Consider the following 19,702-nt stretch of genomic DNA (forward strand, 5'->3'; position numbering starts at 1 on the left):
ACGATCCGATAGAAAGGGCGGTCATGGTCAACCTCGCAGCACCGGCACAGTCGGGCAGGGCCCCGGAAAGCTTCGACGATCCGGACGCCGCCGCGTCACCCCAGACGTTGCGGATAGTCAACTCCACGCCGCCGATCGACCTTCCCGCCGCCGAGCGTGCGGTCCGAGCGCTGCTGATCGCCCTCGGCCAGGATCCCGATGCCGAGCACCTGCACCAGACTCCGCGGCGAGTGGCCGCTGCCTACGCCGAGCTGCTGACCCCGCGGGATTTCAACCTGACCACCTTCCCCAACGACGAGAACTACAACCAGCTGGTGCTGGCCTGCGGCATCCCGTTCCAGTCGCTGTGTGAGCACCACCTGCTGCCCTTCCACGGCGTGGCGCACGTCGGCTACCTGCCCGACCAGCGCATCGTCGGGCTCTCCAAGCTGGCCCGGGTCCTCGAGCGGTTCTCCCGTGGCCTGCAGGTGCAGGAGCGGCTCACCCAGCAGGTCGCCGACTGCCTGCAGGCACACCTGCATCCCATCGGTGTCGGGGTCGTCATCGAGGCCGAGCACCAGTGCATGTCACTGCGCGGGGTACGCGCCCACGGCTCGCGCACCCTGACCTCGGCCCTGCACGGCCACCTGCGCACCGACCCGGCGGCCCGGCAGGAGTTCTTCGCCCTGACCCGCGACCGCTGAACCCCCGGACCGCTGAGGTCACAGACATCCCGGACCGCTGAGGTCGCGGAACATCCCGGACCGCTGAGGTAGAGAACACACAGAAAGGCATGCTCGGATGAGCTCCACGGAAACCTATCTCATCGTCGGCGCCAGCCTCGCCGGCGCCAAAGCCGCCGAAGCGCTTCGCGACAAGGGCTTCGACGGCCACATCGTGCTGATCGGCGCCGAGTCGCACCTGCCCTACGAACGGCCGCCGCTGTCCAAGGGATACCTGGCCGGTTCCGCCCAGCGGGAGAAGGTCTTCGTGCACCCGGAGAGCTGGTATGCCGAGCACGGCATCGAACTGCGTCTCAACCAGACCGTCAGCCGGATCGACCGAGACGCACGGCTGGTGGAACTGGCCGACGGCAGCCAGCTCGGCTACGACAAGCTGCTGCTCACCACCGGCGCCCGCCCCCGGACCTTGTCGCTGCCGGGTGCCGACGCCGACGGCGTGTACCTGCTGCGGACCCTGGACGACTCGGATTCGCTGCGCGAGCTGCTGGCCCGGATCTCGCGGCTGGTGGTGATCGGTGCCGGCTGGATCGGCCTGGAGGTCACCGCGGCCGCCCGCCAGGCCGGGGTCGAGGTCACGGTGATCGAGAGCGCCGAGCTTCCGCTGCTGCGCGTCCTGGGCCCTGAGGTGGCTCGGGTCTTCGCCGACCTGCATGTCCAGCGCGGGGTGGATTTCCGGTTCAAAGCCAGCCTTGCCGAGATCCGCACCAGCAACGGCCGTGCCACCGGCGTCTCGCTCGGCGACGGCACGGTGATCGAGGCCGACGCGGTACTGGTGGCGGTCGGGATCGCGCCCAACGGCGAACTCGCCGAGGCCGCGGGGCTGAGCGTGGACAACGGTATCGTCGTCGATTCGTCCTTGCGCACCAGCGATTCCAGGATCTTCGCCGCCGGTGACGTCGCCAACGCCAGAAATGCCTTCTACGACAAGCAGATCCGGGTCGAGCACTGGGCCAATGCCCTGAACCAGCCGGTGACGGCCGCCGCCTCGATGCTCGACCAGCCCGCCAGCCATGATCAGCTGCCCTACTTCTTCACCGACCAGTACGACCTGGGGATGGAGTACGTGGGCTACGTCGATCAGGGCGGCTATGACCAGGTGATCTTCCGTGGCGACCTGGCCGGCCGGGAGTTCATCGCGTTCTGGGTCAAGGACGGCCGGGTGCTGGCGGGGATGAACGTCAACGTCTGGGATGTCGTCGACGACATCAAGGGACTCATCCGCTCCCAAGCTGCCATCCCGGCTGACCGGCTGGCCGACCCCGCCACGCCACTGGCCGAGCTGGCCGGCGTCCCGGCCGACTAGCAGGAACTCAGCCGGACCGAGCCAGCCCTACGGTGCGATCAGCAGCGCCTGCGGCGCGCCGACCTTGATCCGGGTCTGGATCCAGGTCAGCTGTCGAGACGTTTCTTCCATGCACTGCTGAGCAATCTCGATCAGTTCACGGTCCCTGGCGCCCTGGGCGGCCTGGAGCACCACTGTCCAGCAACTGTGCACCAGGGTGGCGAGCAGGTACAGGTCCTGCAGGTCGCGCAGCAGGCCCACCGCGCCCGCGCGGACTTGCGCGACACCGGCGGCGTGCAAGCGCTCCGGTTCCTCGACGTCCTCGCCCCGGCGCTGCTCGCCGTACCGGGCGACGACCGGAGCGAGCTGTTTCTCGTGTTCCAGGCTCATCCGCGCCAGCGACTCGCAGGTGTGATAGACGTCGGCCTCTGCCTGGTGGCCGTGCCCCACGGTGACGAAGGAGTCCGTCAGCGTCTGCTCGGCGTGATGCAGCAGGCCGAGGTAGGTGTCCAGATGGGGCATCACTGGCTCCCGGCGATAGTGGTGGTCGGTGCCGGCGAGTCGGTGCCCAGCGACGGGTCGTTGGGGTAATCCGGGGTCGGTGTCACGATCCGGGACATGGTCGGCTCGCCGCCCGCGGTGGCCGGCAGCTGCCGCCCGTCCGGTGGCGCGGACGCCGTGGTGCTGGGTGCCGACGCCGGCCCGGTGGCATCGCCGATTTTGGTGACCCGGCAGGCGGCCGTCTTGAACAGCGGTTGCTTGGAGACCGGGTCCCAGACGGTCATGGTCAGCTCATTCGCATCGCGCGCGGGGCCGCCGTCCGGCCCGGCGGCGTCGAGATCCCAGTAGCCGTAGTGGAACGGGGCGAAGACGGCTCCGGGGCGGACCCGGCCGATCCTGGCCCGCACCTCGATCCGCCCGCGTGGCGACTCGACGGCGACCCGGTCGCCCTCGCCGATGCCCAGTCCGGTGGCGTCGGTCTCCGACAGCTCCACCCAGGCATCCGGAGCCGCCTGCTGCAGCGCCGCGGCCCGGGCGGTCTTGGTGCGGGTGTGGAAGTGGTAGACGGTGCGGCCGGTGGAGTAGAGCAGCGGGTACTCCGCGCTGACCTGCTCGTGCGGTGGCTGGTAGGGCGCGCCCTTGAGGAACGCCCTGCCAGCCGGGTTCATCGCCAGGTGCTCCTGCTGGGTGACCGTGCCACCGGTGAGCAGGTCGTGACCGTAGTTCTCGCACTGGTCGGTGTCGGTGGGAAAGACCGGGTCGGTGTAGAGCCGGTCGGTACCGTCCGGGGCCTGGGTGTTGCACGGCCAGGCGATCCCGGTCGGGCCGCGCAGCTTGTCATAGCTCAGGCCGGTGTAGTCGACCGGGCGGCCGCGGCTGCACTCCTGCCAGGCGCCGAACGCCTCCTCCGGAGTGCGCCAGCGCACCAGCGGCGCGCCGTCCTTATCCGTGAACCCCATCCGCTCGGCGTAGAGCAGGAATATGTCCAGGTCGCTCTTGGCTTCGCCCGGCGGGTCGACGGCCTTGTCCGACAGGTGCACGGTACGGCTGACATTGGTGAAGGTGCCGGTCTTCTCACCCCACCCCGAGGCGGGCAGCACCACGTCGGCCAGCCGCGCGGTCTCGGTCAGGAACAGGTCCTGCACCACCACGAAGCACTGGTCACCACCGAGGATGCGGCGGATCCGGGCGCTCTCGGGCATCGACACCACGGGGTTGGTCGCCGAGATCCAGAGGAAGGAGATGCTGCCCTGCTCGGCGTAGCGCATCATCTGCATCGCGTGGGTAGGCGGCGCCCAGTGCGGGATGACCAGCGGGTCGACGTTCCACAGCGCGGCCAGCTCCTGGACGTGTTTCTCGTTGTCCCAGTTGCGGAAACCCGGCAGGTCACCGTCGGCGCCGCATTCCCGGTTGTTCTGCGCGGTGGGCTGGCCGTTCATCTGCAGGATCCCGGCACCCGGCTTGCCGATCATGCCGCGCAGCAGGTGCAGGTTGTTGACGGCGACCGAGGCGGCGGTGGCCTGGTGCGATTGGTAGAAACCCTGCAGGACGGTGCTCAGCACCCGCTCCGACTCACCGAAGATCGCTGCCGCCCGGCGCAGGTCCGCGGGGTCGATGCCACAGATCTCCCCGACGTGCTCGGGGGTGTAGGGCTCCACCGTCGCCGCCAGGTCGTCGAAGCCCAGGGTGTGCGCATCGACCCATTCCCGGTCGTGCCAGCTGTTGGCGATCAGCTCCCGGATCAACCCGTTCATCAGCGCCTGGTTGGTGCCTGGGAGCGGCGCCAGGTGCACGCCACCCGTGCGCTCCGCCGCCTCGGCCACCTTGGTTCGGCGCGGGTCGACGCAGACGATCTTCGGTGGCTGGTCGCCGGCCAGCCGGTCCAGGATCCGCATCCAGAGCACGGTCTGGGTCTCGGGCATGTTGTGGCCGAACAGGAAGATCGCGTCGCACCAGTCGATGTCGGTGTAGCTTCCCGGCTGGCCGTCACAACCGAAGGACTCCTTCATCGCGGCGGCGGCGGTGGCGGTGCAGAGGCGGGTGTTGCCGTCCATGTGGGGCGTTCCGATGCCGGCCTTGCCGATGATCGCCAGGGTGTAGTACTCCTCCAGGAACAGTTGTCCGCTGGTGTAGAAGCCGTGTGACAGCGGTCCCTTCTCCCTCAGCAGCCGCTGCGACACCTCGACCACCCGGCCCATCGCGGCCTCCCAGGTCGTCTCGACGAGCTCGCCGTCCTGCCGGATCAGCGGGCGGGTCAGCCGATCGCCTGAAGCCGCGAACGGGATGCTGCCGTACAGGCCCTTGGGCCCCAGCCGGCCATGGTTGACGACATCGGTGGCTCGGCCCCGGATGCCGACCATCCGGCCGTCCTTGACCGCGATGTCGCAGCCACAGCCGTTGCTGCACAGCACGCACGCCGAGATCACCCACCGGTCGACCTGCGCCTCGGTGATCCCGTCGGCGAGGTAGGAGTCCACCCGCGCGGGCCACACCGTTGCCCGGTCGTGCGGGGTCCGGTCACCCCAGATGTCAGCGATTCGGTCCATGGCGGCCTCGGCCTTCGACATGTCCCGGCGGCCCGCGTCTGTTTGGCAGCGCCCGGCTGCCGTGGAGCTTAGCCGCTGGACAGCGCTACCCGCTGCACCACGTGCAGCGCCGACTCGGTCTCCCCGGAGCGGGTCTTCGCCAGCTCCACCAGGGCCAGCCGGCCTGCCGCGGTGAAGGTCATCAGCTCGTTGCCGAAATACGGCCCGGCCTGCCGGGTCCAGTTCAGCTCGGTGCGCGGGACCTTGGTCAAGACGCTGAGCAGCGACCGGGTGGTTCGCTCGGCCAGACGGCTCCAGGCCAGCCGGAACGCCACCTTCATCGCGGTCGGGACGTAGTTGTGCAGCGGCGAGCAGGTCAGTTGGTAGACCTGCGCGCTGACCGGCTCGTCATAGCTCGCCCGTGCCACGTAGGCATGGTGGACGTCGCCGGACAGCACGCACACCGTCGCCGGCGCGCGCTCGCCGCGCTTGCCCTCGGCGACCTCGCGGATCAGCTCGGCGAGCTTCTGGAAGGAGGTGTGGAATGCCGCCCAGTGCTCCAGGTCCGCCGCCCGGCGCAACGACTCCGACCACCGGGCCACCCGCGCGCCGCGAGCACCGCCGGCCAGGGCTTCGTTCCACGATTCGATGTCGTGCAGCGCCCGCGCCAGCAGCCAGGGCAGCGACGTGCCGATGAGCAGGTGGTCATAGTTCCCCTCGGCCTGCTCGCTGATCCACGCCAGCTCGTCCTTGCCGATCATGCTGCGGTCACCGTCGAGGATCCGGCCACACCGCGAGTCGATCATCAGCAGCCGGATCGGCCCGAAGTCACGCCGGTAGGACCACCGGGTGCCTTTGGCGCCGTCGGCTTCGGCATCGGCATGCTCGGCGAACGAGCGCAGCAACGGCTCGACGTCCCGGCCGTAGCCGCGGACCTGTTGATACAGCTCGTCGGCGGCCAGCCCGGCGGGGGACAGGTTGCCCAGGTGCTGGTAGACCCAGTACGAGGACAGCCCGCCGATGATCCGCTCGCCCCACCAGTCCGTCGCCGCCATGTCCTCGCGCCAGGCCCGGGAGGTGTTCCAGTCGTCGCAGATGTCGTGGTCGTCGAAGATCATCGAGCTGGGGAGCACCGACATCAGCCATCGCACGTCCGGGTCCTTCCAGGACTCGTCGTAGAGCCAGGTGTACTCCTCGTAGTCGGCTACCTGTTCGCGCGAGCCGACGGTGATGTCGCGCCGCTGGCGGATCCGCTGCTGGGTCGCCTCGCTGGTCTCGTCGGCGTAGACCTGATCGCCGAGCATCAGCAGCGCGTGCGGCCAGTCGGCCTCGTCCTGCCCGGCCAGTTGCCGGGCCAGCACCATCAGGGCATCCGGTTCGAAGTGGTCGTCGTCGGCGACCGCGGCGGAGGTGGCGTACCGGCAGGAACCGAAGGTGATCCGGATCGGAGCACCGGTGTCGAGGGTGCGGATCCGGGGACGCGGCCGGGGGTCGTCGATGGACGGCCAGGCGACCTGGCCGTCCAGCCGGACGTCGTAGTCCAGGCTCTGGCCGGCGGGCAACCCGCTGAGCACCACGAGGGCGTAGTGGTGGCCGGCCACGCACCAGGTGGCCTCCTGGTGACCGAGGATCTCCACGACGCACGGCCGATCGGTCTCGACCCACACCGTGGCGTCGTCCTGGCCGACGTGCCGCAGGGCTGGGCCGAGCAGGAGTTGCGGGCTGCCGGCCGGTGGGCCGTCGGGCGGTGGGCTGTCGGGAAGCGGATTTGCGGCGATGGTCATGGTGGCCCCCTACCAGGATCCGGCAGGCCTCGACGGCCCCACGGAATCCTACCTTCGCTAGTGAAGGGCTGTTCTCGGCGCTTGCCGGGGCCCGAGCGCTCCAAGCTCGGTGCTACAAGCTGTGACCGACAAGCTGTGACCGACAAGCCGCAACGGCCCGCAACCGTGAGGTTGCGGGCCGTTGCAGCTGGAGGGTCCTTGAGATCGGTCAGATGATCGGTGCGAAGGCCTCGGTGCCGGGGACCAGCGCGACACCCGACATGCCGTGGGCGTTGGCGTACGCCAGCTCCTTGGCCAGGTCGCCGACACCGTTGGAGCCCGCGAGCGGCGCGATCGCCACCGTGGACAACACGCCGAGGGCGCGTCCCGAGGCATCCATGAAGCCCGAGCCCGAGTCTCCGGGGATGCCGGGCGTCACGGTGTACACCGTGTGGCTCCAGCCACTGCCGGTGTCACCGAGGCTGACGCCGCGCTTGGGCGAGAGCAGTTCGATGCCCCCGCGCAGCAGGGAGTTGCCATAGCTGTAGATCGACTGGCCCACGGTCGTGCCCTGGGTCGCCAGCGCGACGGGGCCACCCCAGAACGGCACCGACGGGTTCACGTTGGCTACATAGGCCGCGTCGACCTTGACCAGCGCGAGGTCGTTGTAGGCACAGGTGTTGGCATTGGTCTCGTGGGCCGCCTGCATAGCCAGCCACGAGGAGTACGCGAGCGTGCCGGTGCCGACCTGGGTGCCTTCGCTGATCAGGCTCGCTCCGGTGTTGAAGGTGACCGGAGTGCCGAGCGGCAACGACTGGGTGGTGCAGCCGTTGGTGTCGGTGGCCGCGCCGGTGCCCGCGCAGTGTGCGGCGTAGCCCAGGTAGGTCGATACGCCGTCGCTGTAGACGAAGTTGGCCGTGCATTGCGCGCCGTCGGTGAACATCTGGGTACCCGGGTGGATCGTCGCGGTGGCGGCCGGGGCCCACTGCGGCGCCGTGGCGGCTTCGGCCACCGGCACGGCAGCGACCGCAACGATCGCGACCCCGCCGGCCAGCACGGCCATGGCGCTTCTGAACACGGTCGGCATGCTCACTGATGTCCTCCTGTCGAGACTGTCCTGTCGGGAGCGCGGGATGTGACCTCTGACAAGACCAACGAGGCTCCGGGACCGGAAGTTACGAACGCACGCGATGCCCCACCCCGGCGCCGGACATGTGCAACGGGAGGGTTTCGCAGCCGCCCAGCGAAACCTCTCGAGACCAGCGAGTCAGCGGGCCCCGACGAGTGGCACGGCCGGCTCAGCGGCGGCCGGCTCAGCGGCGGTCCGCTCACCGGCGGTCCGCTCACCGGCGGCCGGCAGGTCGGCGGGCCGGTCGGAGATCTGGTCGCGACCCAGCGCCTTGGCCCGGTACATGGCCTGATCGGCCCGGTGCAGCAGGTTCTCCGCGGTGACATCATCGGGCTGCAGTTCGGCGATGCCGAAGCTGGCCGTGACGCTGCACCCGATCGCCGGGATGGTGCGGGCCCGCAACTGCGTCCGCAGCCGCTCGGCGACCAGCCGGGCGTCCTGCAGGTCTGCGTCAGGCAGCACCACGGCGAACTCCTCGCCACCGAGCCGGGCGCTGAGGTCACTGTCGCGGACGGTGGCGCGCACGGTGCTGGCCACGCACCGCAGCACCTCGTCACCCGCGGCGTGGCCGTAGCTGTCGTTGATCTGCTTGAACTTGTCCAGGTCGAACATCACCACGCTCAGCGGGGTACCGAGGCGCCGGGCCCGGGAGATCAGCGCGGCGGCCGAGTCGTAGGCGCTGCGCCGGTTTGCCAGGGCGGTCAGGCCGTCGTAGGCGGCGTTGAACTCCGCGGCGGCCTTCAGCCGGCGGAACGAGGCCAGCATGGCGATCAGCACCACCGCCGACGCCGCGACGGTCAGCGTCCTGCCGGTGTACCAGCCCAGGCTGTAGCGGTAGCGCGAGGAGTAGGTCAGGCACAGGTCGCAGAGGCAGACCAGGATCGCCACGCTGCTCCAGCGCTCCGGTCCCGCTCGCCCGCGCACCGCCCTGGTGCACACCAGCAGGCTGGCCAGCACCAGGGGCAGCGCCACCGGCGCTGTCACCTTCGCCATGCTGCTGGTGTCCAGGCCGTGGATCAGCACCGGCAACCGCCTGGCGAACAGCACGCAGGCGGCCACGGTGAGCAGTGCCGCGGCGCTCATCGCCGCCACGGCGCCGGCCAGCAGGGGTGCCCGCCGGCGATGTTCGATCCCGCCGAGGTAGGACCACGGCGCCCAGGCGGCGCCGAGCAGCACCGGAAAGCCGGCATGCCAGCCGACGTAGAGGTACGGCGCCACTGAGGCGGTCACGGCCAGCGGCGGATGGCTGGCGACGACGCCGGGGAACGCCAGCGCGTAGCCGCCCATCAGCAGCAACGACCACAGGTAGGCCAAGGTCATCCCCAGCATCCGGCGGTCGCCGGTGTCCAGGTACTCCCCGGCCAGCAACCAGACCGACATGATGTCGAAGCAGGCCACCGTGGCCAGCACCGCCGGCACGAAACTGGTGGTCGGGCCCATATGGTGGCTGCCCAGCGGCAGCACGAGGAGGGTCGCCAGGACCGCGATCGAGGAGACGAGCAGCGTGCTGCGCTGCGTTCTGACTAGGACACTCACGCCGCAGATATCGGCACTCAGGGCCGACACTTTACAAGAACTTGACACGAGGGCTGCCCATCCGGGGCGCCACCCCCACCTGCAGCGCGCTGACGGGACACCTGCGGGCTGACGGAACACCCAGCTGACCTATGGTGGAAACAGCCGCCTGCCACCTCAGGTACCGGTCAGCTGGGATGACATGCTCACCGGCCGGCGGCACGAGGAAATCGTCATGCCACAACCCATTTCCGAGCAAAAAGTTGTCATCGTCGGCGCCTCGAGCGGGATCGGCCGAGCCGCCGCGCTGGAATTCGCCCGCCGCGGCGCGTCCGTGGTGGTCGCGGCCCGCACCGTCTCAGCACTCGACTCGCTCGTCGCCGAGATCACTGAGCAGGGCGGCATCGCCCTCGCCGTGCCCACCGACGTCGCCGAGCCTGACCAGGTGCGCGCTCTCGGCGAGCGGGCCGAGTCGGCGTTCGGTCGCATCGACACCTGGGTCAACGCGGCCGCGGTCGCGGTCTGGGGCCGCATCGAGGACATCTCCGACGCCGAGTTCGAGCGGGTGATGCGGGTGAACTTCCTCGGCCAGGTGTACGGCGTGCACGTCGCGCTGCCGGCCCTGCGCCGGGCCGGCGGCGGGGTGATCATCGGCATCTCCTCGGTGGAGGGCATCCGCGCGGTGCCGCTGCACGGCCCCTACACCGCCAGCAAGTGGGCGCTGCGGGCGCTGTATGACAGCCTGCGGATGGAGTTGGCCCAGGAGGGGAGCCCGATCGCGGTCACCACGATCCTGCCCGCCTCCATCGACACGCCGTTCTTCGAGCACAGCAGGAGCAAGATCGGGTCGATGCCGAAGCCGCCGCCGCCGCTGTACGCTCCCGAACTCGTCGCCGAGGCCATCGTGCAGGCGGCCGAACACCCGACTCGGGAAATTCCGGTCGGCGGCAGCGCCATCGGCTTCTACATGGGCCAGCGGATGTCGCCGGCGCTGACCGATGCGGTGATGTCGATCCGGCGGTTCGGCAAGGAGACCATGACCACCGACCGGCCCGACAACGGCAGCGACAACGTCGACGCGCCCATGGAGGGCCCCGGACAGGTACACGGCAACTACCCCGGTCACGTGCTGCGGCGCAGTGTGATCACCAGCCTGCTGGCGCGCACTCCTCGCCCGGGTGAACTGCTGGCCGGCGTCGTGAACCGGCTGCACTCGACCAGTTCGGGCAACGGCTCAGGCAGTGCTGGATCGAGCAGTGCTGGATCGGGCGCTGCTGGATCAGGCGATGCTGGATCAGGCAGTGCTCAATCCAAGGCCGTCCGTACCGAGTAGAGCTCAGGGAAGAACGTCCGGTCCAGGGCCTTGCGCAGGAAGGCCGCGCCACTGGAGCCACCTGTTCCGGTCTTGTTGCCGATCATCCGCTCGACCGTCTTCAGATGCCGGAACCGCCAGAACTGGAAGGCGTCCTCGACGTCGACCAGCGCCTCGCAGGTCTCGTACAGGCTCCAGTGCTCAGCCGGTGCGGCGTAGATGACCTTGAAGGTGTCGACGAGTTCCGGGCTGAACTGGTGCGCCTGGGTGACGTCGCGCTCGGTGATCGAAGCCGGGATGGGTTGCCCGTGCCGGGACAGGTAGGCCAGGAACTCGTCGTACAGCGTGGGCGAGGTGAGGTACCCGGTGAGCTGCTGGTGGGCCATCGGGTCCTGCACGAACATCTGCAGCATGCCGGAGTTCTTGTTGCCCAGGATGAACTCGACGGCCCGGTACTGGAAGGACTGGAAGCCCGACGAGCTGGCGAGGGAATCGCGGAAGCTGAGGTATTCACTGGGAGTCAGCGTCGCCAGGATCGCCCACTGGTCGGTCAGGGTGTGCAGGATGTTCTTCACCCTGGCCAACCGCTTCAGCGCCAGGCCGATGTCGTCGGTGCGCAGTCCTTCCCGGGCGCCGACCAGCTCGTGCAGCAGCAGCTTCAGCCACAGCTCGCTGGTCTGGTGCTGGATGATGAACAGCAGCTCGTCGTGGGCCGCGGGCTGTGACCTTGGATGCTGCGCGCCCAGCAGCTCGCCGAGGTGCAGGTAGTCCCCGTAGGACATCTCTTCGCGAAAGTCCAGCCGGATGCCCGCTTCGAGCCCGGCGGCTGCCGGTTCGTCGTTCGTCATCCCGGCCACCTCTTCTCGCATCGGCGAAAGGTCCAAAATCACACCCTAACATCGCCCGGGCCGAGCTGGACGGCGATCGCGGGCCGCTCATCCGCCTCGCGATTCGGCCGCCCAGGAAAGCTCGGTGCCGCGCTGTGCCCGGCGCGCGAGGACCCCGATCGTGTCGTCGACGATGGTGGCAAGGTCATGCACGACCGGGATGTTCCGGGCGTCGTAGGTGATCCGCTCGGCGACCAGCACCGGCCGGCCGGCGGGCTTGTTGACCGCTGAGGCAATCGCCGCCGGGAGCGCCCTGGCGCGCAGGCTCTCGGTGGCCCGGACGATCGCCAGCTGGCACCGGTGTTCCAACGAGCGGTACAGCGAGGCAACCTCGAAGTCGACCTCCAGCAGGTGCTCCGACCACGGCTGCGGAACCCAGGACACCTGATGGACGGCCGGCCGGCGCCCGATCCGGCGCAACCGCTCCAGTCGCAGCGCGGGCTCGCCACGGGTCCGGTCCAGAGCGCCGGCGACCCCGGCGGGCAGCGCTCGCTGCCGGCTGCTCAGCACCACCGTCACCAGGTCGACACCCTGTGCCAGCAGGTCCTCGGCCAGGCTGTTGAGCGAGCGCAGGTCCAGCGTCGGGACCGGTGTGACGAAGGTGCCCCGGCCGGGCAGTTGCGCGATCAGGCCGTCACCCTCCAGCAGGCTCAGAGCCTGCCGGAAGGTCATCAGGGTGACGCCGTACTCCTTGCTCAGCAACGCCTGCGATGGCAGCGGCGTGCCGGGCTTGAACTCGCCGCGGCCGATCCGGGCAGCCAGGTCCTGCCCGATCTGCCGGTACTTCGCGTCCCCAGCCCTGGGCACCGCGCCCTCCATCCGTCCGCGGCCTCTCCGCCGCGCAGGCCACCCTAGTACCGGGCGTCCTGGAGCGCATGGTCAAGCCTGTGGCTGCTGATGCAACACTTCTAGAAGAGTCTGGGCTGCCCAGCTGGTAGGGTGGCCTTCGACAAGCCAGTCCTACTGCTACCGCATCAGCCAGAATCCGGTGATTACATGGACATCTCGCCCGAGGAGCGTCCCGGCACCACCGCCGAACTGCGGAACTCCTCGACACTGCTCGCGCCCGATCGGTCGGTCATGAGCGATCCGGGCGCCCTCGGCCGGTTCGGGAACTTCGGCGGTCGCTACGTTCCCGAGGCGCTGATCCCCGCCTGCGAGGAGCTGGAGGCGGCCTATCGGGACGCCCGCAAGGACCCGAGCTTCGAACGCACCGTCGCCCAGACCCTGGAGGTCTACGCCGGGCGTCCCACCCCGGTGACCCCGGCGACCAGGCTGTCGCAGGAGTTGGGCATCAACCTGCTGCTCAAGCGGGAGGACCTGACCCACACCGGCTCGCACAAGATCAACAATGTGATCGGCCAGGCGTTGTTGGCACAGCGGATGGGCAAGCGGCGGCTGCTCGCCGAGACCGGGGCCGGCCAGCACGGCGTCGCCACCGCCACCGCCGGAGCGTTGCTCGGCCTCGATGTCACGGTCTACATGGGTGAGGTCGACACCCAGCGCCAGCAACTGAACGTGTTCCGGATGGAACTGCTGGGCGCGAAGGTCGTCCCGGTGACCAGCGGCAGCCGCACGCTGAAGGACGCCTGCAGTGAGGCCCTGCGGCAATGGGTGTCCCAGGTGGACGAGGCCTACTACTGCCTCGGCTCGGTGATGGGCCCGCATCCCTATCCCTGGATGGTCCGGGAGTTCCAGAGCGTCATCGGAACCGAGGCCCGTCGCCAGTGCGCCGGCCTGCTGCGGCGCGGGGTGCCGGACGTGGTGGTGGCCTGCGTGGGCGGTGGCTCGAATGCCGCCGGCACCTTCGCCGGGTTCGTCGACACCTCCGCCCGGATGGTGGGTGTCGAGGCGGCCGGGGGAGCGGCGATGACCGATGGCTCGCCGGGAATCCTGCACGGTTTCTACTCCCAGGTCCTGCAGGACGAGGATGGCCAGGTGAAGGAGGCGCATTCCATCTCGGCGGGCCTGGACTATCCCGGTGTGGGTCCCGAACATGCGAGCCTCGGCCTGTCCGGCCGGGTGGAGTACACCACCGCGACCGACGAGCAGGTGGTCGAGGCGGTGATCACCCTGGCCCGCATGGAGGGCATCCTCGCCGCGCTGGAGTCCGCCCACGCGCTGGCCTGGATCATCCAGGCTGCCGGATCGGGTGACCTGGCACCCGGCTCGACGGTTCTGATGACCCTGTCCGGCCGCGGCGACAAGGACGCCGGCCAGCTGATGACCCTGCTCGCATGAGCCGGCCGGAACTCCCCGCGAACGCGGTGGAAGCGGCACTGCGCCGGCGGCGCGAGGCCGGCGGCAAGTCGCTGGTGCCGTTCGTGACCGCGGGGATCACCCCGGACTGGACTGCCTACGTCCGGGCATGCGCGGACAACGGCGCCGACGCGATCGAGATCGGCCTGCCGTTCTCCGATCCGATGCTGGACGGCCCGGTCATCCAGGCGGCCTCCGGCCAGGCGCTGGCCCGTGGCGTCCGTACCGCCGAGCTGCTCGACGAGGTCGCTGCCCTGGACTGCGGGGTTCCACTGATCGTGATGACCTACAGCAACATCGTCGGCCGGCACGGCAACGAGGCGTTCTGCCACAAGCTCTCAGCCTCGGGGATCTCCGGATTGATCGTGCCCGACACTCCCGTCGATGAGATCGAGCCGTTGCTGTCGGCGGCCCAGGCGGCTGAGATCGAACTCATCCTGCTGGTGGCGCCCTCCACCAGGGCGCACCGGGTCAGCCGGATCGCCGAGTTGAGCAGCGGATTCGTCTATGCGGTCAGCAACATGGGGGTGACCGGGCTTCGCGACGCGGTATCGGACACCGTGCAGCGCACGGTGGATGCCATCCGGAGCCACACCAGCCTGCCGGTGCTGGTCGGGTTCGGCATCTCCTCGCCGGACCAGGCGGTGGAGGTGAGCCATCGCGCGGACGGGGTGGTGGTGGCCTCGGCGCTGATGCGCGACGTGCTGGCCGGCGCCTCGCCGCTGGAATTGGGCAGCACCGTTGCCTCGTTCCGGTCGGCACTGGACGGCGTTCGGTGGCCGCCGCTCACCCAGCCACTGCCGGCGCCAGGGCGGTAGCTGCCGGGCGGGTGGTTTCCAGGGAGGCGGTCGAGGCCTCGGGCTCAGCCCACCGGTTCGAGGACGAGCAGCCGGCCGGCCACCAGCTGCTCCGATATCAGCTGACCGATGATCTTCTCCTGGTGCTGGGCGCTCTGCCAGCGGTGGTCGCTGCCGTGCACGCGCTCGATCCTCGCCTCGACGCGATCGGCCGCCGCCTGCCAGTCCGGTTCGGGTGCGGCGAACCCGGCCAGTTCGGCATGCTTGAGGACCGCGAGCCCGCTCTTCGCCAGCAGGCCGTCCAGCTCGTCGGCAGTGAGGAAGTGATTGCCCTCGGGTTGCTCGGGAAGCCGCGGCACGGTGCGCAGGAACACCAGCAGACCGACCAGCGCTGCCGGTCCGGCGACCCGACGCAGCTCGGCCAGCAGGGCCGCCTGATCCGCCACGGTGCACAGCACGCCCAGGCTCCAGACGGCCTCGAACACCCCGCTTCGAAAAGGCAATCGCTCCCCGCCGGCCACCACCACCGGGCGGCCGAACAGCCGGGCCGACGCGCGGCAGGCATGGATCATCGGCTCGGCCAGCACCGGCGCCACTCCGAACCGTTGCGCGGCCAGTTCGGCCGGCCCGCCCACCCCGGCCCCGCAGTCGAGCAGGCGCATCCCGGGGCGCAGTCGCAACTCGCCGGCCAGCCACTCCAGGGCGGCCGGGCTTCCGCTGCCTCGGCAGGCCGCCGGTATCGCGTGGCTCTGGCCCAGTTCGGCGACCGCGTCAGCGGTCCAGGCCGCCATGGTGTCGAATTCGTCGGCCATCGCCTCGGCGTCGGTCATAGCTGCGACCGTATCCGACTCCCGATCTTGGCCTTCACCTCGGCGGCCTGGTATTCGCCGCGCCCGGAGGCAAGCCCCGACAGGTTGACCCCGTCGATGCCGTCGATGGCGAGCAGTTGATGGGCCTCGGTGACCGCGGCCTCGATTCCGGCCGCGACCGGGTCGGCGGCGGCAAGCACCCGTGCTACCGGCTCCGGATCGAGGTGCAGGCCGGGAAAGTTCTGCAGGACGTGCGCCGAGCGGGGGTCGGTGTACACGGCAACCCCCGCGATAAGCGCGATCGTGACCCCGGCATCGCGGCTGGCCCGGACGAATCCGGCCAGCTCGGCCGCACTGCCGGCGTGGTTGAGGAAGGCCAGCTGAGCACCGGCGCGCTGCTTCTGCAGCAACCGCGCCGGCCGCAACCAGCGCGGCGGCGCGGCGGGGGCCTCGGGTACCGCCACCGGGAGCCCCAACGAGGCCGCGAGCCCCGCCAGCCGGGTGCCGTCCAGGTCGAACACCTGGGGGACGCCTGGCCGGACGCCCTCGGCACGGCCGTCACCGGTCACGCACAGCACCCCGTCGGCGCCGGCGGTCCGCAGCCCGATCAGCTCCTGTTCCAGGACCAGCCGATTGCGGTCCCGACAGGTCAGGGTCAGCCATCCGGTGCCGCCGGCCTGCCGGATCAGGCTGGCCATCAACGTCGGGGGAAAGTCCGGGCGGTTCTGGTGCTCACCGACCAGCAGCGCGTCACATGAACCGGCCAGCACCGCGGTGATCCGGGCTACCGCCTCGGCGTCGTAGGCCGGCAGCGTCAGGTCGGTGACCACCACCGGCCGGGATCGCAGGGCGTCCAGCAGCGCGCTGGCCGGCGCGGCCGCCTGATCCGGCTCCGGCCAGCCAGGTGGGGCCGACCGCTCGGTGAACGGGCACCGGTGCGGGGCCATCTCGCATGACAGGTCCGCGCGCACCCCGCCGCACGGCCCGAACACCATGTGCTTGGGGCAGCCCGGCTCTCTCGTCAGGGCCTGCGGGCTCGTCGGGGCCTGCGGACCCGTCGGGGCCTGCGGACCGGAGGAGTGCTTGGCCAGCTGCTGGGGCATCCACGATTCGGCGGCCACCGGGAGATCATGACATGGCAGGGCAGGAACATAGCGAGCCGAGGACGAGGACTGCCCGCGCCACCATCTGGTGGTCACGCTATTCGTGGCCGGTCCAGCAGCCCAGGACGGCGGATGCGATCTCGTAGGCGAGGTCGGTGCGCCGTTGCTGCTGGGTGCCGAACACCACGGGCAGCCTGGTGGTGTCGACCCGCAGTGTCATGTCGTCCTTGAGCACGACGGCGACTCCGGTCTTGGTCGCGTAGGCCTGCTCGCCCAGTCCCAGCAGGGGCTCGGTGCTGCCCAACCCGGGACGCAGGCCCAGGAAGTACCCGCGAGCGGCCGGCTTGCTGGCTGACTGCTTGACCGACAGGATCATGGTCCCCATCGGCAGCGTGTACGTGCAGGTGTAGAGCTGGTCCTGCCAGCTCGATCGCACCGGCGCCGGCGCGTTCAGCTTCAGCACCGTCGCGACCTGGTCCTGGATGTCGTCGGAACAGATCATGAGGGCCGCCTTCGACGGTGTGCTGCCGGCGGGTGCCACGGACCTGCCGGCCGTGGTCTGACCAGGCACCATCGTCTGACCCGGCGCCATCGACATGCCCGCCATCGTCTGGCCCGGCGCCATAGACATGCCCGCCATTGTCTGGCCCGGCGCCATAGACATGCCGGCCATAGCGGGCCCCGGGGCCGACGACCCGCTCGCGCCACCAGCAGCCACCATGCTGGATCCTCCGCCGGACGCGCACCCGGTGAGCATCAGTGCCAGGGCGCTGAGACCGATGGCCGTTTGCCGTGTCTTCATAAGGGTGCTCGTTTCTGCCGGATGCCGAGTGCGGCTAGGCCGGCTGGCTGGATACCAGGGTGGCGAAGGCGACGATGTTGCTCTCGTAATGGCCCGAGTTGGAATCGAACTTGCCGCCGCAGGTGATGAGCCGCAGCTGCGCGCTGTCGGTGTTGCCGTAGACCTCGAGGGTGGGGAAGTCGTCCTTGGAGTAGGACACCACCCGGTCCACCCGGAACACCGCCGTTGTCCGATCGGCCCGGGTGACGCTCACCGTGCTGCCCGGTCGGAGCGCGCCGAGCTTGAAGAAGACACCGGGGCCGTACTCGGCGGAATCCACATGGCCGAGCAGGACCGAGGGCCCCAGCTGACCCGGGGTGGGGGAGTACTTGTACCAACCGGCGGGCGAGTTCTTGCCCAGCGGCGGCACCTGCAGGCTTTGATCGGCATTGAGACCCAGCTGCAGCAGATCAGAGTTGATGCCGAGCTGTGGTACCTCCAGCCGGACCGGCACCGACCTGCTCAGCACCGGACCGGTGACCGGTTTGGTCGCCGCCTTCGGCGAGGCACCGGCCGGTCGGCTGGACTTGGCGGGCGACTTGGCCGCCGGCTGGGAGGTGGGCTGCTGCGAGCCGGCGTACGGGATGGCCGCGGCGGCGGGTGGTTGCGGCGGCTGCCGCTGGGCGCGCAGGCCCGCCACCAGCAGCGCGACGCCGGCAAGCACGAGCACGCTCGCCGCGGCAGCGAACAACCTGCCGCGGCGAGCGTGCGGTGCGATATCAGACATCAGATACCGCTAGCCGCGCTCGATCAGCTCTCGGACGCGGTCCGGCGACGCATCGCCAGCGCACCGGCACCCAGGCCGGCCGCGAGTAGAGCCCCCCCGAAACCGAGCACGGCCTGGTCCTCGATGCCGGAGGTGCTGCCACCACCGGTGTCGGAGCCGCCGCCGGGCATCGATGACATCTGCGAGGCGACGAGCGTCCCGCACAGCGCAGGTGAGGTAGCGGCCAGCGGCAGCGACGGAACCAGGTCGCTCTTGGCGGCCTGTGCCTTCTTGCTCAGGGTGGCCGGGTCCAGCCCGTGCACCACGACCACCGCGGTACCGCCCTTGAGCGACGCCATCGTCTTGGAGTCCAGCGTGATCGTGCGGGAGTAGTTGAACGAGGCACCCGACGGGGCGACGGTCAGGGTGGTCCCGGCGGCCGGGCTGCTGTCACCCGACTTCGACAGCGTCGCGCCGATGCCGCCGTAGAAGGAAGCGCCTTCGGTGGTGCTGACCACATCGTCACCGTTTGCGTCGGCGTCAGCGGTCGGGCAGGTGCCCTTGGCGCCGATGTGGATGTGCTGCACGTGCGGGTAGGGGTTGCCACCGAACTTGTCTGCCAGGCCCGACACGTTCTCGGTGATGGTCGCCTGCGAGCCGTTCAGCGAGATCATCACGCTGCCTGAGGCCGAGGAATGATTCAGGGCGTTCAGGTCGGCCTGGTAGTGCGTGCCGTCGGCGGCTGAGGCCGCACCGGGCATCGCCAGGGCTGCGGCGCCCAGGGCGACCGCCGGTGCGAACAGGAGCAGGGACTTCTTCATAACGATCTTCCTCCGGGACGTTAACCGGGCGAGTTGCTCGGCATTGGGTGACACGTGTCAGTGATTCGCCACGCTGGCCGGGATGGATTGCCTGCTGTGCGGGTAGCCGTCAGCGCAGCACCAGCAGCGCGGGATCAATGAGCCGCGGAGTATCTCCGGCCCGCCAGCTCCCGGTCACGTGACGACCAGCACGCCGTGCATGTTGGAGTGATACGTGCAGTGGAACGGATAGCTGCCGGGCTTCATCGGGGCCGTGAAGCTGGTACTGGCACCCGGGCTTGCCTTGTCGTCGAAGGCTTCACCGGAATCCGCCGTGACCGTATGGGCCTCGCCGTCCTTGTTCAGCACGGTGACGGTGGCGCCCGGCCTGACGGACGACGGGACACTGTAGGCAAATTTGTTTATCGTGATGACCGCGGCTGCAGCAGACGGCTGCGCGGCGGCAGCCGTCGAAGAGCCCGACGGCGTGGGCATCGTCGAATTCATGCCACCGCCGGCGGCGGAGGCAGCCGAGGAGACCGGGGACGGCGACGAGGGCTGGGCAGGAGAGGGTGAACCGCAGGCGGACAGTGCGGCCAGACCGATCACCCCGGCGGTTACAAGGCCGATGGGGCGCCGCCAGGCGACTCCGGTCGGCCGCGACGCGGTCCTTTTGTCGTGCTGATGGTCGACTACGGTCACGAGGAGCTCCTGGCTCATTGGCTGACGCACGGTGCGTCCAAGGGCGCCA

The 19,702-nt window shown here is 69.7% G+C and carries 18 protein-coding genes; 5 read left to right on the forward strand and 13 right to left on the reverse strand.

Annotation, left to right across the window (positions count from 1 at the left end; all coding sequences use genetic code 11):
• The first annotated feature begins 23 nt into the window (after nucleotides 1-23).
• Both folE and VF542_RS12390 read left to right on the forward strand, forming a co-directional pair.
• Nucleotides 24-683 carry a GTP cyclohydrolase I FolE gene (gene folE, locus VF542_RS12385; RefSeq protein WP_408652012.1) on the forward strand — a complete coding sequence of 220 codons (660 nt, stop codon included), beginning with the start codon at nucleotides 24-26 and terminating at the stop codon, nucleotides 681-683.
• Nucleotides 684-780: 97 nt separating this feature from the next.
• The gene (locus tag VF542_RS12390; RefSeq protein WP_408652013.1) at nucleotides 781-2,025 is read left to right on the forward strand and encodes an NAD(P)/FAD-dependent oxidoreductase; all 1,245 of its coding nucleotides are present in this window, start codon (nucleotides 781-783) and stop codon (nucleotides 2,023-2,025) included.
• Nucleotides 2,026-2,052: 27 nt separating this feature from the next.
• Here VF542_RS12390 and VF542_RS12395 read toward each other — a convergent pair whose 3' ends face one another.
• From VF542_RS12395 to VF542_RS12415, 5 genes are all read right to left on the reverse strand, one after another.
• Entirely contained in the window at nucleotides 2,053-2,526 is a 474-nt protein-coding gene (locus VF542_RS12395; protein WP_408652014.1) for a hypothetical protein, read from the reverse strand.
• A complete protein-coding gene (locus VF542_RS12400) occupies nucleotides 2,526-5,051 on the reverse strand; it encodes a molybdopterin oxidoreductase family protein (protein ID WP_408652015.1) in 2,526 nt (841 codons plus the stop codon). The genes VF542_RS12395 and VF542_RS12400 overlap by 1 nt, the downstream gene beginning before the upstream one ends.
• 68 nt (nucleotides 5,052-5,119) lie before the next feature.
• Nucleotides 5,120-6,814: an alkaline phosphatase D family protein gene (locus VF542_RS12405; protein WP_408652016.1), complete on the reverse strand. Its 1,695-nt coding sequence runs from the start codon at nucleotides 6,812-6,814 to the stop codon at nucleotides 5,120-5,122.
• A gap of 208 nt (nucleotides 6,815-7,022) precedes the next feature.
• Complete coding sequence (locus VF542_RS12410; RefSeq protein ID WP_408652028.1) at nucleotides 7,023-7,880, reverse strand: serine protease; 858 nt, start codon at nucleotides 7,878-7,880, stop codon at nucleotides 7,023-7,025.
• A gap of 180 nt (nucleotides 7,881-8,060) precedes the next feature.
• Nucleotides 8,061-9,458 (reverse strand): GGDEF domain-containing protein, encoded by a 1,398-nt coding sequence (locus tag VF542_RS12415; RefSeq protein ID WP_408652017.1) that lies wholly within the window; start codon nucleotides 9,456-9,458, stop codon nucleotides 8,061-8,063.
• A gap of 214 nt (nucleotides 9,459-9,672) precedes the next feature.
• Between VF542_RS12415 and VF542_RS12420 the strand changes: the two genes are divergently transcribed.
• A complete protein-coding gene (locus VF542_RS12420; RefSeq protein ID WP_408652018.1) occupies nucleotides 9,673-10,770 on the forward strand; it encodes an SDR family oxidoreductase in 1,098 nt (365 codons plus the stop codon).
• Here the strand turns inward: VF542_RS12420 and VF542_RS12425 are convergent.
• Together VF542_RS12425 and VF542_RS12430 are read right to left on the reverse strand one after the other, a co-directional pair.
• Nucleotides 10,743-11,597, reverse strand: coding sequence for a tryptophan 2,3-dioxygenase (locus VF542_RS12425; protein WP_408652019.1), 855 nt, complete (start codon nucleotides 11,595-11,597; stop codon nucleotides 10,743-10,745). The two genes, VF542_RS12420 and VF542_RS12425, sit on opposite strands and share 28 nt — an antisense overlap.
• An 87-nt stretch (nucleotides 11,598-11,684) precedes the next feature.
• On the reverse strand, nucleotides 11,685-12,443 hold the full coding sequence (locus VF542_RS12430; protein WP_408652020.1) for a GntR family transcriptional regulator: 759 nt from the start codon (nucleotides 12,441-12,443) through the stop codon (nucleotides 11,685-11,687).
• A gap of 273 nt (nucleotides 12,444-12,716) precedes the next feature.
• Between VF542_RS12430 and trpB the strand changes: the two genes are divergently transcribed.
• Together trpB and trpA are read left to right on the forward strand one after the other, a co-directional pair.
• Nucleotides 12,717-13,877, forward strand: a complete 1,161-nt coding sequence (gene trpB / locus VF542_RS12435; protein ID WP_408652029.1) for a tryptophan synthase subunit beta — start codon at nucleotides 12,717-12,719, stop codon at nucleotides 13,875-13,877.
• Complete coding sequence (gene trpA, locus VF542_RS12440) at nucleotides 13,874-14,713, forward strand: tryptophan synthase subunit alpha (protein ID WP_408652021.1); 840 nt, start codon at nucleotides 13,874-13,876, stop codon at nucleotides 14,711-14,713. The genes trpB and trpA overlap by 4 nt, the downstream gene beginning before the upstream one ends.
• A gap of 44 nt (nucleotides 14,714-14,757) precedes the next feature.
• Here trpA and VF542_RS12445 read toward each other — a convergent pair whose 3' ends face one another.
• From VF542_RS12445 to VF542_RS12470, 6 genes are all read right to left on the reverse strand, one after another.
• The gene (locus VF542_RS12445) at nucleotides 14,758-15,522 is read right to left on the reverse strand and encodes a class I SAM-dependent methyltransferase (RefSeq protein WP_408652022.1); all 765 of its coding nucleotides are present in this window, start codon (nucleotides 15,520-15,522) and stop codon (nucleotides 14,758-14,760) included.
• The gene (locus tag VF542_RS12450) at nucleotides 15,519-16,496 is read right to left on the reverse strand and encodes a methylenetetrahydrofolate reductase (RefSeq protein WP_408652030.1); all 978 of its coding nucleotides are present in this window, start codon (nucleotides 16,494-16,496) and stop codon (nucleotides 15,519-15,521) included. Before VF542_RS12450 ends, VF542_RS12445 begins: the two co-directional genes overlap by 4 nt.
• 205 nt (nucleotides 16,497-16,701) lie before the next feature.
• Nucleotides 16,702-17,235: a hypothetical protein gene (locus VF542_RS12455; RefSeq protein WP_408652023.1), complete on the reverse strand. Its 534-nt coding sequence runs from the start codon at nucleotides 17,233-17,235 to the stop codon at nucleotides 16,702-16,704.
• A 205-nt stretch (nucleotides 17,236-17,440) separates the two neighbouring features.
• Nucleotides 17,441-18,172 carry a class F sortase gene (locus VF542_RS12460; RefSeq protein WP_408652024.1) on the reverse strand — a complete coding sequence of 244 codons (732 nt, stop codon included), beginning with the start codon at nucleotides 18,170-18,172 and terminating at the stop codon, nucleotides 17,441-17,443.
• A gap of 23 nt (nucleotides 18,173-18,195) precedes the next feature.
• Nucleotides 18,196-18,972, reverse strand: a complete 777-nt coding sequence (locus VF542_RS12465) for a hypothetical protein (protein WP_408652025.1) — start codon at nucleotides 18,970-18,972, stop codon at nucleotides 18,196-18,198.
• A gap of 174 nt (nucleotides 18,973-19,146) precedes the next feature.
• The coding region (locus VF542_RS12470; RefSeq protein ID WP_408652026.1) for a cupredoxin domain-containing protein at nucleotides 19,147-19,702 on the reverse strand (556 nt) is incomplete at its 5' end.

This window comes from Jatrophihabitans sp. (genome assembly GCF_036389215.1).
In the GTDB taxonomy this organism is placed as follows: Bacteria; Actinomycetota; Actinomycetes; order Mycobacteriales; family Jatrophihabitantaceae; genus Jatrophihabitans_A.

What these genes read in the sequence shown, in the direction of transcription:
- VF542_RS12410 (WP_408652028.1), bottom strand. Translation starts at nt 7,880, where the DNA reads ATGCCGACCGTGTTCAGAAGCGCCATGGCCGTGCTGGCCGGCGGGGTC.
- VF542_RS12445 (WP_408652022.1), bottom strand. Translation starts at nt 15,522, where the DNA reads ATGACCGACGCCGAGGCGATGGCCGACGAATTCGACACCATGGCGGCC.
- trpA (WP_408652021.1), top strand. Translation starts at nt 13,874, where the DNA reads ATGAGCCGGCCGGAACTCCCCGCGAACGCGGTGGAAGCGGCACTGCGC.
- folE (WP_408652012.1), top strand. Translation starts at nt 24, where the DNA reads ATGGTCAACCTCGCAGCACCGGCACAGTCGGGCAGGGCCCCGGAAAGC.
- VF542_RS12455 (WP_408652023.1), bottom strand. Translation starts at nt 17,235, where the DNA reads ATGTCTATGGCGCCGGGCCAGACGATGGCGGGCATGTCGATGGCGCCG.
- VF542_RS12450 (WP_408652030.1), bottom strand. Translation starts at nt 16,496, where the DNA reads ATGGTGTTCGGGCCGTGCGGCGGGGTGCGCGCGGACCTGTCATGCGAG.
- trpB (WP_408652029.1), top strand. Translation starts at nt 12,717, where the DNA reads ATGAGCGATCCGGGCGCCCTCGGCCGGTTCGGGAACTTCGGCGGTCGC.
- VF542_RS12400 (WP_408652015.1), bottom strand. Translation starts at nt 5,051, where the DNA reads ATGGACCGAATCGCTGACATCTGGGGTGACCGGACCCCGCACGACCGG.
- VF542_RS12405 (WP_408652016.1), bottom strand. Translation starts at nt 6,814, where the DNA reads ATGACCATCGCCGCAAATCCGCTTCCCGACAGCCCACCGCCCGACGGC.
- VF542_RS12395 (WP_408652014.1), bottom strand. Translation starts at nt 2,526, where the DNA reads ATGCCCCATCTGGACACCTACCTCGGCCTGCTGCATCACGCCGAGCAG.
- VF542_RS12425 (WP_408652019.1), bottom strand. Translation starts at nt 11,597, where the DNA reads ATGACGAACGACGAACCGGCAGCCGCCGGGCTCGAAGCGGGCATCCGG.
- VF542_RS12465 (WP_408652025.1), bottom strand. Translation starts at nt 18,972, where the DNA reads ATGAAGAAGTCCCTGCTCCTGTTCGCACCGGCGGTCGCCCTGGGCGCC.
- VF542_RS12390 (WP_408652013.1), top strand. Translation starts at nt 781, where the DNA reads ATGAGCTCCACGGAAACCTATCTCATCGTCGGCGCCAGCCTCGCCGGC.
- VF542_RS12420 (WP_408652018.1), top strand. Translation starts at nt 9,673, where the DNA reads ATGCCACAACCCATTTCCGAGCAAAAAGTTGTCATCGTCGGCGCCTCG.
- VF542_RS12460 (WP_408652024.1), bottom strand. Translation starts at nt 18,172, where the DNA reads ATGTCTGATATCGCACCGCACGCTCGCCGCGGCAGGTTGTTCGCTGCC.